Annotated in this window: 11 protein-coding genes and 1 other RNA gene; 1 reads left to right on the top strand and 11 read right to left on the bottom strand. The window is 72.0% G+C overall.

The window, feature by feature from the left end; genetic code table 11:
* Positions 1–149: 149 nt before the first annotated feature.
* From ACGFSH_RS00265 to ftsE, 8 genes are all read right to left on the bottom strand, one after another.
* Positions 150–1,415 carry an acyltransferase family protein gene (locus ACGFSH_RS00265; RefSeq protein WP_393343424.1) on the bottom strand — a complete coding sequence of 422 codons (1,266 nt, stop codon included), beginning with the start codon at positions 1,413–1,415 and terminating at the stop codon, positions 150–152.
* Complete coding sequence (locus tag ACGFSH_RS00260; RefSeq protein ID WP_393345430.1) at positions 1,412–3,493, bottom strand: bifunctional polysaccharide deacetylase/glycosyltransferase family 2 protein; 2,082 nt, start codon at positions 3,491–3,493, stop codon at positions 1,412–1,414. The genes ACGFSH_RS00265 and ACGFSH_RS00260 overlap by 4 nt, the downstream gene beginning before the upstream one ends.
* A 1,074-nt stretch (positions 3,494–4,567) precedes the next feature.
* On the bottom strand, positions 4,568–5,389 hold the full coding sequence (locus ACGFSH_RS00255; protein ID WP_393343422.1) for a hypothetical protein: 822 nt from the start codon (positions 5,387–5,389) through the stop codon (positions 4,568–4,570).
* A gap of 854 nt (positions 5,390–6,243) precedes the next feature.
* Positions 6,244–6,632: a transfer-messenger RNA gene (ssrA, locus tag ACGFSH_RS00250) on the bottom strand.
* A 124-nt stretch (positions 6,633–6,756) separates the two neighbouring features.
* Positions 6,757–7,305, bottom strand: coding sequence for an SsrA-binding protein SmpB (smpB, locus tag ACGFSH_RS00245; protein ID WP_393343420.1), 549 nt, complete (start codon positions 7,303–7,305; stop codon positions 6,757–6,759).
* A gap of 68 nt (positions 7,306–7,373) precedes the next feature.
* Positions 7,374–8,549 (bottom strand): S41 family peptidase, encoded by a 1,176-nt coding sequence (locus ACGFSH_RS00240; protein ID WP_393343418.1) that lies wholly within the window; start codon positions 8,547–8,549, stop codon positions 7,374–7,376.
* Positions 8,550–8,638: 89 nt separating this feature from the next.
* Positions 8,639–9,556: a permease-like cell division protein FtsX gene (ftsX, locus tag ACGFSH_RS00235; protein ID WP_393343416.1), complete on the bottom strand. Its 918-nt coding sequence runs from the start codon at positions 9,554–9,556 to the stop codon at positions 8,639–8,641.
* 60 nt (positions 9,557–9,616) lie between these two features.
* On the bottom strand, positions 9,617–10,306 hold the full coding sequence (gene ftsE / locus ACGFSH_RS00230) for a cell division ATP-binding protein FtsE (protein ID WP_286062735.1): 690 nt from the start codon (positions 10,304–10,306) through the stop codon (positions 9,617–9,619).
* A gap of 237 nt (positions 10,307–10,543) precedes the next feature.
* Here ftsE and ACGFSH_RS00225 point away from each other — a divergent pair, with 237 nt between their 5' ends.
* Positions 10,544–10,738: a hypothetical protein gene (locus ACGFSH_RS00225; RefSeq protein WP_329410491.1), complete on the top strand. Its 195-nt coding sequence runs from the start codon at positions 10,544–10,546 to the stop codon at positions 10,736–10,738.
* A 114-nt stretch (positions 10,739–10,852) separates the two neighbouring features.
* On the opposite strand, the gene ACGFSH_RS00220 is transcribed toward ACGFSH_RS00225, so the two are convergent.
* The 3 genes from ACGFSH_RS00220 to ACGFSH_RS00210 all read right to left on the bottom strand — a co-directional run bounded on the left by ACGFSH_RS00220 (position 10,853) and on the right by ACGFSH_RS00210 (position 14,451).
* A complete protein-coding gene (locus ACGFSH_RS00220; RefSeq protein ID WP_393343413.1) occupies positions 10,853–11,743 on the bottom strand; it encodes a hypothetical protein in 891 nt (296 codons plus the stop codon).
* Between the two features lie 272 nt (positions 11,744–12,015).
* Positions 12,016–13,119, bottom strand: coding sequence for a peptide chain release factor 2 (gene prfB / locus ACGFSH_RS00215; RefSeq protein ID WP_393343411.1), 1,104 nt, complete (start codon positions 13,117–13,119; stop codon positions 12,016–12,018).
* Between the two features lie 84 nt (positions 13,120–13,203).
* Entirely contained in the window at positions 13,204–14,451 is a 1,248-nt protein-coding gene (locus tag ACGFSH_RS00210) for a serine/threonine-protein kinase (RefSeq protein WP_393343409.1), read from the bottom strand.
* Between the last annotated feature and the right edge of the window lie 133 nt (positions 14,452–14,584).

Below are 14,584 nucleotides of genomic sequence, written 5' to 3'. Positions count from 1 at the left end.
GTGCACTTGCGCGACGCCGGGCAGTCTCCCACACGTCCGCGACACCCGCGGGAGCCGGCCGACCCGGTTCGGCCTGGCCCCTGGCTCCGGCACGGCCGGCGGGGGCGCCACCCGTTCGGCCACGCCCCCGCTCGGTTCGGCGCCCCTGGTCAGGCGCGGTGCGTGCCCGCCCGGCCGTCCGGCCACAGGCGGGGCCTGCGGCGGGCCGCCAGGTCCTCGACCCAGCCGAAACAGACGACGCAGACCGCGGTCAGCAGCCAGACCGCCGGCAGTTGCGGCCACGGGCTCCGCAGGATCCAGGGTGCGTCCGTCTCCAGCCACGCGACGTCCCAGAGGCGGTCCCACAGGCCCTCCACGACCGTGATGCACACGTTGTGCCACAGATAGATCGTGACGGCACGGGAGTTGAGCAGGGTGATCAGCCGGTCCCAGCGGCGCAGCCGCGGCGGCCACTCGCTCCAGGACGGGCTGATGTGCAGAAGGAGCAGGACGGCCGCGAACGACCACAGCGACTGGCCGAACGGCATGTCGTCCAGGTCGTGCCCCTCGCGCAGGTCGTGGCTCAGCGCGTACCAGAGGCCGGCGGCGGCGACCGCAGGGGCCAGGGACGGGACGACGTAGCGGGGCAGCCTGCGCAGCACGCCCTCGTGCCGCGCCATGCCCAGCAGCCAGCACGCGCCGAACGTGCCGAAGTCGCTGAGAGCGGACCCCAGACGCCAGCCGGGCACCGTCAGCGCGCCGAACTCCAGCGCCGCGCACAGCGCCACCGGCGCGAGGACCGTCGGCCAGGGCAGCCGGCGCAGGGCGCGCAGCAGCAGCGGGGAGAGCAGGACGAACCAGAGGTAGGCGCGGAGGTACCAGAGCGGAACGCCCAGGTCGGAGCCCCAGTCGTCGCCGATCAGCCCTTGGACGCCGGGCAGACCCGCGGCGTACGGGGGGTCGCTCACCGGCAGGATCCAGTAGGCGAGGTGCAACCACCACCAGCCAGGACGACCCTCGGCGTCCGGGCCCCAGCCGCTCACCAGCATGCCCGTCACGCCGACCGCGCCCAGCAGCCACAGCGGCGGCAGCAGCCGGCGCAGCCGTCCGCGCGCGACCTCCAGTGCGGGCCGTCTGCTCAGCGAGCGGGCCATGAGATCGCCGGCGAGGGCGAACATCACGCCCATGGAAGGGAAGACGACGGGCAGCCAGGCCCAGCCCATCAGGTGGTAGAGGACGACGCGGAAGAGGGCGACGGCGCGCAGGAGGTCGAAGTAGCGGTCGCGACCGCCGCCGCCCGTCCTCTTCCCGCCGGTCTCCCCCGCCCCGTCCCGGCGCGGCGCGGGCACGGTGTCGCGCGCCGGGGATCCCGACGGCTCGGGCAGTGCGGGCAGTTCGGCCGTGGTCTCGGCGGAGTGGGGCGGACGGCTGCTCACAGCGCGGCACCTCCGTCCGTGCTCATGGCCGGCGCGCCGGGCGGGGCGGCCACCTGTCCCTTGCGCCGCAGCTTCTGCCAGCGCAGCCGGCCGCCGGTGAGGGCGGTGATCCAGGACTGGAGCAGCACGATGTACATCAGCTGGCGGTACAGCATCTGCTGGAGCGGGAGGGAGATCAGCGGGGTGAGCCGCTCCTTGTCGAGCACGAAGGCGTAGGCCGCGCACCCGGCCTGGACGGCGAGGACGCCGAACCAGGCGGCGACGGTCCTGCCCGTCGGGCCGAAGAGCAGCCCGTAGACGAGGAAGAGGTCGATGAGCGGGGCGAGCAGCGGGGCGACCACCATGAACAGGGAGACGAGAGGGAGGCCGACGCGGCCGAAGCGGCCCGACGCTCCCCCCTCGACGACGGCCCGGCGGTGCTTCCAGATGGCCTGCATGGTGCCGTAGCACCAGCGGTAGCGCTGCGACCACAGCTGCTGGACGGACTCGGGGGCCTCGGTCCAGGCGCGCGCCTTCTCCGCGTACACGACGTGCCAGCCGTCCCGGTGGATGGCCATGGTGATGTCGGTGTCCTCGGCGAGGGTGTCGTCGCTCATGCCGCCGACGCGGTCGAGCGCGCTGCGCCGGAACGCCCCGACGGCGCCAGGGATGGTGGGCATGCAGCGCAGGACGTCGTACATGCGGCGGTCGAGGTTGAAGCCCATCACGTACTCGATGTGCTGCCAGGCGCCGATGAGGGTGTCCTTGTTGCCGACCTTGGCGTTGCCGGCGACCGCGCCGACCTTGGGGTCGGCGAACGGCTGCACGAGCTCGCGGACCGTGGACGGCTCGAACACGGTGTCGCCGTCCATCATGACGATGAGGTCGTGCCGGGCGTTGGCGATGCCCCGGTTGAGGGCGGCGGGCTTGCCGGCGTTGAGCTGCCGGACCACGCGGACGCCGGGCAGGCCGAGGTCCTCGACGATGCGGGCGGTGCCGTCGCTGGAGCCGTCGTCGATGACGAGGATCTCGATCGGGTGCTCGCTCCTCATCAGCGAACGCACCGTGTTCTCGATGCACTTGGCCTCGTTGTAGGCCGGGACGAGCACGGACGCCGGTTCGGTGACGGGCGCGTCGGGCCCCCAGACGAACCCCTTGCGCCGGGTCCGGCGGGTGTGGATCGCGGACAGCAGCAGCATGAGGCCGAAGCGGGCGAAGACGAGGACGCCGATGACGGCGAGGCCGACGACCAGGACGCCGGTGATGTCGTCGGAGGCGGCGACCAGGAAGACCCAGGCCTTGCCCTTCCACAGGTCGAGCCCGGTGACGGGGGTGTGCGCGCTGGGCGCGTGCAGGGCCTCGGTGAGGTTCTCGAACCGGTACCCGTCGGCCTGGAGTTCGGGCAGGTAGACGTCGAGGGCCTGGACCGTCTGGTGGCGGTCGCCGCCGGAGTCGTGCATGAGGACGATGGCGCCCTCGCCGTCCTTCGGGGTGGCGTTGCGGATGATCTGCCGTACGCCCGGCCGCTGCCAGTCCTCGCTGTCGGCCGTGGTGAAGACGGTGAGGTAACCGCGGCTTCCCACATACTCGGTCACCGGCCAGGACGCGTCGTCGAGGGCGTCCGCGGTGGAGGAGTAGGGCGGCCGGAAGAGGGACGTGCGGATTCCCGCCGCGCCGGCCAGGGCCAGCTGGTTCTGGGTGAGTTCCCAGTCGATGCGCTTCTTCGACTGGTAGGAGAGGTCGGGGTGGTTGAAGGTGTGCAGCCCGATCTCGTGGCCCTCGTCCACCATCCGCCGGACCAGGTCGGGATAGCGGGAGGCCATGGTGCCGGTGATGAAGAAGACGGCGTGGACGTGGTGCTTCTTCAGGACGTCGAGGACCTCGGGGGTCCACCTCGGGTCGGGGCCGTCGTCGAAGGTGAGCACGATCCGGTGGTCCGGCACCTCCAGGCCGGTCTGCCGGCCGCCGCGGGTGTCGACCACCGGGCCGCCGTCGAGGATCTTCTCCGGCACCTTGTCGGAGGCGGCCTCGGGGCGGATGCGGTAGTCGGCGAGGATCTCGCTGTGCACGTAGCCGCGCAGCATCAGCATCGCCATCATCGCGAACAGCACGAGCAGCGGCAGCAGATGGCGCAGACGCAGCGGCACCAGCCGCCGGCGCGGGGCGGACGGCTCGGAACCCTTGGGGCCGCCGCCGGCCGCGTGCCCGGGGCCCCGCCCGCGGGCCTGCCGCGTCCCGGACCGCCGGGCGGCCCGCCGTCCGCCGGGCGGCTCGCCCCCCGACAGGCTCCCCGGCGGGGAGGAGGCGGGCGCGGCCGGCCCGCCGGTCGCGTGCGCGGGCTGTCCGACGGGGGAACGCCGGGCCGAACGACGGCTGGTACGTGGTGCCATGAGAGGTGGTTCTCCGGGGACGAGAGGACGGGCGGGCGGACGGAAGGGTGGTGAGGCGGACGGACGGAAGATCGGGGGAACGGGGGGCGGGTGCGGGGGCGGGCTGGGGCGGGAGGACGGCGGTCGGGCCGCCGGTTGCGAACTCGGGCTCCCGAGCAGTGAGTTGGACCCCGGCCCGGGACTTGGGCCGGACCCGGAACTCAGACCCCGCCCCCCGGAGATCCGGGCCCCGGTCCCGGACTCAAGCCCCGCCCCCTCCCCCGGATCCGGGTCTCTCGGCCGCCCGTGCCCCGGGGCCTTCGGCAGTTCCCGGCGTGGGCCGGGTCGCCGCCGGAGGTCCAGGCGGGGGTCCAGGCGGCCGCCCTGCGAGCGGGACGCCGCCGGACTCCGGGGCCGGAGTCGGCCGTCGGATCCGCGAGTCGAAGGCGGGACCTCGGAGCCGGGAGTCCGATGCGGGAGGGCCGGGCGGCGCGGACCGGGTCGCGGTCGCACGGCCGGGTTCCGGCCGCGAGGGGCCGGAGGTGAGGGGCGAGCGGGAGGCGGCCATGGTTCGGCCCGCCGGGCGGGGTGCCGAAACCGCCCGGTGGGACGGGTGACCGGCGGCCGCCGGGGTCCGGGCCGCCGGTTCGCACGCGGACGCGGGCGCGCACAGGACGCCGGTTCGGTGTCCGGGGCCGGCCCGTCGTCCCACGGTCGGAGCCACTGGCCGGGACGGGCCGCGAGCCTGTGTCGGCTCGGTGCGACGACGCCCCGGACACCGAACCGGTGTCCCGGCGGGCCCCTCTAGGCTGCCGGGCTCGACGCCGCCGGGGCCGGTTCCTGCGGACCGCCGGCGACGGTGGTGGAGGCCCCGCCGGCCGGGGACGGCGAGGACTCGGCCGGCGGCGAGGCGGCCGGTGAGGACGCGGGCGGCGGTGCGGAGGGCGTCGGCGCGATCACCGGGCTGCTGGGGCCGGGCGCCGCGGAGGCCGATGCCGTCGGCCCGGCGCTCGGACGTGCGGGCCCGCTCGCCGCCGGACGGGCCGCCGCGGACGCCCCGGCCGTGGGAGCCGCGCTGACCGAGGCCGCCGGCCCCGCGCTCGCGCCCGGCTTGCCCGGCGCCGCCCCCGTCGCGGAGGCGGTGGCCCCGGTGCCGCCCGGCACACCGGGACCGGGCACTCCGGGCCGCGCGGTGCCTGAGCCGTCCGGTGCGGGCGTGCTGTCGACCTTGCCGGCCGCGGGCTTGTCGTCACCCTGGCCCGGCACGGGCAACGGCAGCCAGGGCGCACCGGCGTTGCCCGACAGCAGCGCGGCCACGATGACCACGGCGTAGGCCCCGCACGCGGTGCCCACGAGGATGCCGATGCGGCGGAACGTGCGGCTGCGCCGGCCCGATTCGTCGACGAACACCGGGACGTCGGACGCGGCGTCCGAGCCGTCGGCCCGTCCCTGCTGGAGCGGATCGAGCTGGACCGTGACCTCGTCCGCGGCGCCGTCACCGGCGTCGGTGCCGGCGGGCGGCTCGCCCCAGGGATCCCGCAGTTCGCTCGACCGTTCGTTTTCGGAAAGGCCGTTCGAAACTCTCGCGATCGCGAGCGGGGCGCTTTCGGGCGGTACGTCCAACAAGGACCGGTACCTTCCGCCCTCTCCGGGTGCGGACATCAGAGGTTGCCCCCCGAGCCCGGAAAGGCTCTGGGATGCTGCCCCCACGACCGGCACGTCCCGGGTCGACGGTGCCGCCTCGGGCCACGTCGGTTGGGCGTCTTCTGGCCAATTCTTCACTTGCGCACTTCCCCCCACGGAACAGTTCTGGGTGCGCCACGACCCTGAGCCCAGCCGATGAAACCAGGCCCCCACCCGGCTCTCGCGCCCCATTTACCCCATTGCGCTCAGGTCGACGAATCTAGCGCAGCCATGGACCCCGTGTTCGCGATGTGTCATTTATGGTCAGAAGTCATGTTCATGTCTATGGCTGAAAACCGCCCCCGAATGGGCCGCCCACCCTCCGTTTCGACACCCTCACGCCTGCCCGCGCGACGGACGAGGGCAGGGCGAGCCGAGGGACCAGCCCCTTTCGCCGCACGGGTGACACGGGGGACAAAAGGGCCGGATCGGGGAGGCCCGGAGGCGGCGGCCCAGGCATGGCCGGAAAGACACCTGACACAGAGGGCGAAATGCACCTTTACGCAGGAATCAGGTGAGTGTCCCGACGCGTACGCCCCGCCGCCAGGCCGGCGTCAGCGCCGCCGGGAGCCGGTACCCCTCAGGAGGAGACGGCTTGCGGGCGCTCCCTTGACGTCCGGACGCTCCCTCGACGTCCGGGCGCTCCCTCGACGTCCGGGTGCGGTCTTCGCCGCGCGCTGTCTCGCGCCGCCGCGGAAGCCGTCGTGTGCGGGCTGCGCCGGCGCCCCGGCGGCCGGTGCCGCCGAACACAAAAAGACCCCGCCCCTGGGGGGCGAGGTCTTCATGTCACATGGGATGAGTGGAGATGGCGGGAATCGAACCCGCGTCCAACGGTGCAGAATCAGGGCTTCTCCGTGTGCAGTTCGCTGTGATTTTCTCGGCCCCGGCGATCACGCGAACAAGTCGCCGACGGGCCCAGTCACTGTTTGATTTCCCATCGAACCCCGTGACCGGGCTCGATGGTTTAGTCCCCTAGATTATGCCAGGATCCGGATCGGGAACACTTCCGGGCTGACACCCATTAAGGGTCCTACACTCACTGCTTATTAGGCAGCGAGGGCGTAGGACTGGGAATCGCTCTTGATATTGGCGATTATTTTTTGCGACATATGGTTTACGAGATCATTGCCGCTTCCTCGACACGCTTCCCCTGCTTCGACAGCCGCTGTCGAAACCGATCATCCCCATGTTGTTTTTTCAATCCCTCCGAGGAGGGCCCGTGCCCACCGCGGGGCACACATGCCATCGTACGTGACCGACCGCCGTCGATGCCACCGTATTCACGGCGGCCCCGAGACCGGACCGGTCGGCTAGGCGTGCCGCTGCCTGCGCTTGGCCGCCGCGATCACCCGGTCCGTCTCCCGGCGGTCCTGCTTCTCCCGCAGGGTCTGCCGCTTGTCGTACTCCTTCTTGCCCCGGGCCAGCGCGATCTCGGCCTTCGCCCGGCCGTCCTTGAAATAGATGGCGAGGGGCACGATCGTGTGTCCCGTCTCCTCCGACTTCACGGCGAGCTTGTCGATCTCCTCGCGGTGCAGCAGCAGCTTGCGCTTGCGGCGCGCCGAGTGGTTGGTCCAACTGCCCTGGCTGTACTCGGGGATGTGGGCGGCGTGCAGCCACGCCTCGTCCCCCTCGATCTGCACGAAGCCGTCGGTCAGCGAGGCGCGGCCCTGGCGCAGCGACTTCACCTCGGTGCCGGTGAGGACGAGGCCCGCCTCGTAGACGTCGATGATCGCGTAGTCGTGCCGGGCCTTCTTGTTCTGCGCGACGATCTTGCGTTTGCCGTCCTTGGCCTTGCCGGACGGGGCGGCCCCGCCCTGCTTCGGCTGGGACTCCTTGGGTACGTACATTCCCTTGCTCATAGTCCCGCCATTTTCGCACCCGGAGGCGGTCCGAGGGAAAGCCGATTACGCGGTCGCCCGCGGCACGCTCAGGACGCGTCGCCCAGGCCGCTCAGCACGGTCTCCGCCCGCTTCAGCGCCCCGTCGTCCGCCTCCAGGTCGGGGGTGATGCCCCGGCCGTCGACGGCACGGCCCGACGGGGTGCGGTAGTGCCCCACGGTCAGCTCGGCGACCGAGCCGTCGGGCAGCCTGCGCGGCATCTGGACCGAGCCCTTGCCGAAGGTCCGCGAGCCCACCACGACCGCGCGGCCCCGGTCCTGCAACGCGCCGGTCAGCAGCTCGGCCGCGCTCATGGTGCCGCCGTCGACGAGCGCGACCAGCGGGCGGACGGTGTCGCCGCCGGCCTCGGCGTGCAGCACGCGCTGGTCGCCGTCGACGTCGTAGGTGGCGACGAGACCGCCGTCCAGGAAGGCGGAGGCGGCCGTGACGGCCTCGGTGACCAGGCCGCCGGAGTTGCCCCGCAGGTCCAGCACGATGCCGGCGCCGGGCGGGGCGTGCTCGACGGCGCCGCGGACGCTGTCGCCGACGCCCTTGGTGAACGCGGCGACGGTGATGACGGTGATGCCGCCGGAGAGCCGGTGGACGGCGACGGAGTCGGTGGACAGCAGCACCCGGCGCACGGTCTCGGTCCACGCGCGCGTGCCGCGCTCCAGGCCGAGACGGACGGCGGTGCCCGCGCGCGCGTCCTTGGCGTCACCGCGCAGTAAGGAGACGACGTCGGTGACCGGGAGGCCGTCCACGGACCGTCCGTCGACGCTGCGCAGCCGGTCGCCCGCACGGACCCCGGCGTCGGCGGCGGGGGACCCGGCCTGCACGCTGGTCACCTCGATCCGGCCGTCGCGCTCGCGCCGCGCCTCCAGGCCGACACCGGTGTACCGGCCGTCGAGGGAGTCCTCGAACTCCTCGTACTCGCCCTCGGAGTAGACCGCCGCCCAGCGGTCGCCGCTGCGGCTGACGGCGCGCTCGGCGGCCTCCATCGGGGACTTGCCGTCCGCGGCGGCCTCCTCGGCGGCCCGTGTCACCGCCTCGGCGCGCCCGGCGGGGGCGGGGGCGGCGGCGCCCGGGGAACGCGGGTGTCCCTCGCCCCACTGCTGCGGCAGCGAACCGGTCGCCGCCCCGGCGACGAGGACGCCGGCGAACACCAATGTCAGGGCGGCCCCGCGGCCGACACGGCGGGGCTGACAGAACAGGTCACGGCCTGACATGGCGGTGAGTCTAGGGGAACGCGAAGGGCCGTACGGTCGGTTGACCGTACGGCCCGACGGGGTGTGCGTCACACTACGGGGCGTGTGCGTCACACCTTGAGGTACTTGCGCAGCGCGAAGAACGCGGCCAGGGCGGGCATCAGCAGGCTGGTGGCGAGGATGAGCGGAAGCTTCGTCAGCACGGCGTCCCAGCCGATGAAGTTGATCAAATTCAGCTTCTCGGACAGCGCCAGGCCATGGTCGATGATGAAGTACCGCGCGATCACCAGGAATCCGCAGGCCACCCCGCCGCCGATCAGACCGGCGACCGCGGCCTCGGCGATGAACGGCGCCTGGATGTAGAACCCGGAGGCGCCGACGAGCCGCATGATGCCGGTCTCGCGCCGCCGGCTGAACGCCGAGACGCGCACGGTGTTGACGATCAGCATCAGGGCCACCACGAGCATCAGCGCCATGACCGCCCGCGCCGCCCAGTTCATGCCGTTGAGGAGCCCGAAGAGGTTGTCCAGGGTGCCCTTCTGGTCCTGCACCGACTGCACGCCCTCGCGCCCGTCGAAGGCCGTCGCGATGACCTTGTACTTCTGCGGGTCCTTCAGCTTGATGCGGTACGACTCCTGCATCTGGTCCGGCGTGAGGGAGCCGGCCAGCGGAGAGTCGGAGAACTGCTCCTTGTAGTGCTTGTACGCCTCGTCCTGCGACTCGTACGTCACCTTCTCGACGACGCCCATCTTGTCGAGATCGGCCTTGATCTGCTTCTTCTGGTCCGCGGTCACCGCGCCCTTGGCGCAGTGGGGGTCCGACTCGGCGTCGCTCTTGTTGCAGAGGAAGATCGAGACGTTGACCTTGTCGTACCAGTAGCCCTTCATGGTGTTGACCTGATCGCTCATCAGGAGCGACCCGCCGAAGAGCGCCAGGGACAGGGCGACGGAGACGATGACGGCGAAGGTCATCGTCAGGTTGCGACGGAGACCTACGCCGATCTCCGACAGTACGAACTGGGCGCGCATGGCGTGTTGTTCAGGCCTTTCCGGGGACGTCCGCGGGGGCGGGCGCGATGGCGGGAGCGGTCAGTGCTGGTAGCCGTAGACGCCGCGCGCCTGGTCACGGACGAGGCGGCCCTTCTCCAGCTCGATGACGCGCTTGCGCATCTGGTCCACGATGTTCTGGTCGTGCGTGGCCATCAGCACGGTGGTGCCCGTCCGGTTGATCCGGTCGAGCAGCTTCATGATGCCGACCGAGGTCTGCGGGTCGAGGTTGCCGGTGGGCTCGTCCGCGATCAGCAGCTTGGGCCGGTTCACGAAGGCGCGCGCGATGGCGACGCGCTGCTGCTCGCCGCCGGACAGCTCGCCCGGCATGCGGTCCTCCTTGCCGCCGAGCCCGACGAGGTCGAGCACCTGCGGCACGGACTTGCGGATCTCGCCCTTGGACTTGCCGATGACCTCCTGCGCGAAGGCGACGTTCTCCGCGACCGTCTTGTTCGGCAGCAGGCGGAAGTCCTGGAAGACGGTGCCCAGCTGGCGGCGCATCTGCGGCACCTTCCAGTTGGAGAGGCGCGCGAGGTCCTTGCCCAGGACGTGCACCTGGCCGTGACTGGTGCGCTCCTCGCGGAGGACCAGGCGCAGGAAGGTGGACTTTCCGGAGCCGGAGGACCCGACGAGGAAGACGAACTCGCCCTTCTCCACCTCGAGGGAGACATCCCTGAGTGCGGGGCGGGTCTGCTTGGGGTAGACCTTGGAGACGTTGTCGAATCGGATCACGGATGCACCACGGGTCGCCGGGGGTAGATGAGCGTGACCATACGCGAACCGGGGAGGGCGGCGCAGGCGTCGGGAGGGGTTGGTCGGGGCTTGTGCGTTTTTGTACGGGGCTTTATGCCTCCCCCGCCCTTCGAGTGAGCCGCGCGGGCCCCGCAGGAACCTGGCACAGTGGAGGGGGAACGTTCCCGTTCCCCGAGGCGTTGTGTCCATGGAACCGGTGCAAGGAGGGCGAGGCGCATGACGTACGACCGGCTGGTGTGCGCTAACTGCGCTGCGCCCGTGAGCGAGGGCCGGTGCCCCGTGTGCCGCGCGAACCGCGAGCGGCTGCAGCAACAGGAGAACTTCCTCGCGAACCTGAACCCGATGGCGCTGATCGCACTGCTGGCGGTGCTGGTCGCGGCCCTGGCACTGCTGGCCCACCAGACCGTCTAGCCCCGAGCAACGCTGTACGGCACACGGCACACGCGTGACGGGCCCGGAGCCATGGCTCCGGGCCCGTCACGTTTGCGTCGTACATGCGTCACATACGGTGACGGACGGCTGCCGTCAGGCAGCGGCCCCGCCGCGGCCGGCCGCGAGACGCGGCAGCACGCGGAAGCCGATGCCGCCGGCGATCATGGTCGCGGCACCGATGATCAGGAACGTGGTCTGGCCGGCGCCGGTCTCCGCCAGCTCCTTGCCGCCGCCCTGCGCGCTGTTGTCGGCGGCCACGTCCGAGGTGTCCGTCAGCGCGGAGCTGCCGACCTCCTGGGTCGAGGTGCCGTCGGTGCCGGTGCCGGGACCGCCGGTCGTGGAACCACCGGTCACCGAGCCGCCGCCGGTCGCAGAGCCGCCGGTGGAGTCGTCGCCCCCGGTCGTCGAGCCGCCGCCCGTCGTGGAGCCGCCGCCGGTGGTGCCGGTGCCGCCGGTCGTGGTGGACGAACCGCCCGTGGTGGAACCGCCGGTGGCGGAACCGCCGGTGGTCGTCGACGAGCCGCCCGTGGTCGAACCGCCGGTCGTCGTGGTGGAGCCGCCGGTGGTGGTGGAGCCGCCGACCGAGGCCGTGCCGCCCACGGAAGCCGTGCCCCCGACGGAGGCGGTGCCCCCGACGGAGGCGGTGCCGCCGACGGAAGCCGTGCCGCCCGCCGCGGTCGACTCACCCGTGGTGCCGGTGCCGCCCGTGGACGTGGTCGTCGAGCCGGTGGTGCCCTCGGTGGTGCCTTCCGTCGTGCCCTCGGTGGTGCCCTCCGTTGTGCCGCCGTCGGTGCAGATCCCGATCGGGCAGGGCTCCTGGCCCGTCTGCGGGGTGACGTCCCCGTCGGACGTCGACACCAGGCCGCTCAGGCCGCCCTCGTCACCGGCGGCCGAGGCGACCCCGGCGACCGTGAGCGAGGCGCCCGCGGCGATCACGGCACCGGCGGCTATGCGCGCGACCCGGATCCGCGTCTTCTTCGTCATATGGTTGCTACCCCCAGTAGCTGAATCGTCGATGAGGCCGCGCTCGGGGGCTGTGATCGACGGGGTAGCTGAGATGCAGCTGAAGTCCCCCGGTTCACATGCGCCCCGAAGATACGCATGCCACACCGCACCCTCCCCATTTTTCAAAGCAGCGTCAAGGCCGTTGCGGGCGCAATGTCCAAGTCGGGGCGCTTTGCGCGATGTTGGTGCTGTGAATGTGACGTAAAAAGCAAACCGCCCCTGAAACAGGGGCGGTTACCGTGTCGACAAACCTACTTCTCCTGCTGCTTGCGCCAGCGAATTCCGGCTTCCAGGAACCCGTCGATCTCACCGTTGAACACGGCCTCGGGGTTGCCGACCTCGAACTCGGTGCGCAGGTCCTTGACCATCTGGTACGGGTGCAGGACGTACGAACGCATCTGGTTGCCCCAGGAGCTGCCGCCGTCCTTGAGGGCGTCCATCTTGGCGCGCTCCTCCTGGCGCTGACGCTCCAGCAGCTTCGCCTGGAGGACGTTCATCGCGGTCGCCTTGTTCTGGATCTGCGACCGCTCGTTCTGACAGGAGACGACGATGCCGGTGGGCAGGTGGGTCAGGCGCACCGCCGAGTCGGTGGTGTTGACGCCCTGGCCGCCGGGGCCGGAGGAGCGGTACACGTCCACGCGCAGCTCGGACTCGTCGATCTCGATGTGGTCGGTCTGCTCGACCACGGGGAGGACCTCGACGCCCGCGAAGGAGGTCTGACGGCGGCCCTGGTTGTCGAAGGGCGAGATCCGCACGAGGCGGTGGGTGCCCTGCTCGACGGAGAGCGTGCCGTAGGCGTACGGGATCTGCACGGCGAAGGTGGTCGACTTGATGCCGGCCTCTTCGGCGTACGACGTCTCGTAGACCTCGGTCTTGTAGCCGTGCTGCTCCGCCCAGCGCAGGTACATCCGCTGGAGCTTCTCGGCGAAGTCGGCCGCGTCGACGCCGCCGGCCTCGGCGCGGATGTTGACGAGCGCCTCACGGGCGTCGTACTCCCCGCTGAGGAGCGTGCGCACTTCCATCTCATCGAGCGCCTTCTTGACGGAGGTCAGCTCGGACTCGGCCTCCGCGAGGGTGTCCGGGTCGTCCTCCTCCTGGGCCATCTCGAACAGCACGGCGAGATCGTCGATCCGGCTGCGCAGGGAGTCGGCCTTCCTGACCTCGGCCTGGAGGTGGGACAGCTTGCTGGTGATCTTCTGCGCCTCGTCCGGGTTGTCCCACAGGGACGGCGCGGCCGCCTGCTCCTCGAGCACGGCGATGTCTGCCCTCAGTTTGTCGAGGTCCAGAACGGCCTCGATCGACTCCATGGTCGAGGAGAGGGACTTGAGCTCTTCGGATACATCGACGACTGCCACGCCTCCCAGCGTAACGGCTCCGCCAACCGGGGAGCGCCGGGCACCGCCCCGGAGCCCGCGCGGCCCGCGGTCCGGGGCCGGGCCTCATGGCGTCGTCGGCGCCGAGTTCTGCGTGTCCTGGGGGTTCGCGCCCGCGTCGTCGCCGGAGGTGGCCGCCCAGGTGCCGACCCCGACGGCCGCCGCCAGCGCGGCCGCGGCCACGCCGAGCGTGATCCGGCGGCGCCGGGTGGCGGAACGGTTGCGTGCCGACCCCGGACGCGGGGCGCCCGCGGCCCTGGGCACCCGTGCGGTGCCGTGCGCGCCGCCGGCCAGCTCGTCGGGCGCGGGCACCCGCATCGACGTGTGGGTGTCGCGGTTGGAGTCGGGCTTGGCGTTCGGCACCAGCGGGACCGAGCCGCGCCGCACCCGCCCGGTGCCCGCCTCGGCGGCCGGTGCGGAGGCGGCGGCCTCGGCGGGCTCGCCCTCCTCCGGCTCGGTGTCGGGTTCGTCGACGTCCAGCGGGGGCATCCCGGCCAGCATCGGCAGCTGCTCGCGCAGCCGCGCCGCCAGCTCGGAGGCGCGCAGCCGCGAGGCCGGCGCCTTGGCCAGGCACTGCACGATCAGCTGCCACAGCTCGTCCGGGATGCCGGGCAGGGGGGCGACGGACTCCGTGACATGGCGGCGCAGCACCGCGCCCGGGTGGCCGCCGCCGAACGGGGTGAAGCCCGCGAGCAGCTCGTACAGGACGGTGGCGAGGGCGTAGATGTCGACGGAGGCGCGCGGCGGCAGGCCCTCCACGATCTCGGGCGCCAGGTAGTCCGGCGTGCCGATGATCTTGGTGGCGCGGGTCCGTTTGGGGGTGTCGATCAGTTTGGCGACGCCGAAGTCCGTCAGCAGGGCGCGGTGCGAGCCGCCCGGGCCGAGCGGACCCTGCATGTCGAGCAGGATGTTCTCGGGCTTCACGTCGCGGTGCACGATCCCGGCCGCGTGCGCGGCGGCCAGGCCCTCGGCGACGTCCGCGACGATGGCGACGGCGGCCTCGGGGGCGAGGCGCCGGTCCCGGTCGAGGCGGGTGCGCAGGTCCGTGCCCCGGACCAGGTCCATGACCAGCGCCAGGTCGTTGCCGTCGACGACCAGGTCGCGCACGGAGACCACATGGGGGTGCTCCAGGCCGAGCAGCGCCGTGCGCTCCTGCACGAAGCGGCCCACGAGCTCCTCGTCGGAGGCGAGGTCCTCGCGCAGCAGCTTGACGGCGACGGGCCCCTCCGGTCCCTCGCCCAGCCACACCGTGCCGGCGCTGCCCCGTCCCAGGATCTGGTGGGCGGTGTACCGGCTGCCGATCTTCCGTGCCAAGGCTGCTCCTACAGACGCGTGTTGCCCATCAAAGTACGCGTCCCGGGAGCCAACCTTCACCGCGGAGACGGAAATCACCCGCCAGATGTCGACAAGTAAACAAACTCGTGGTCAGGGGCGGTCCGGCGCGGTC

The sequence above is a fragment of the Streptomyces sp. NPDC048481 genome, assembly GCF_043200075.1.
GTDB lineage: Bacteria > Actinomycetota > Actinomycetes > Streptomycetales > Streptomycetaceae > Streptomyces.
The sequence above is the reverse complement of the archived record's forward strand: the minus strand, read 5'-3'. Positions and strand labels throughout refer to the sequence as shown.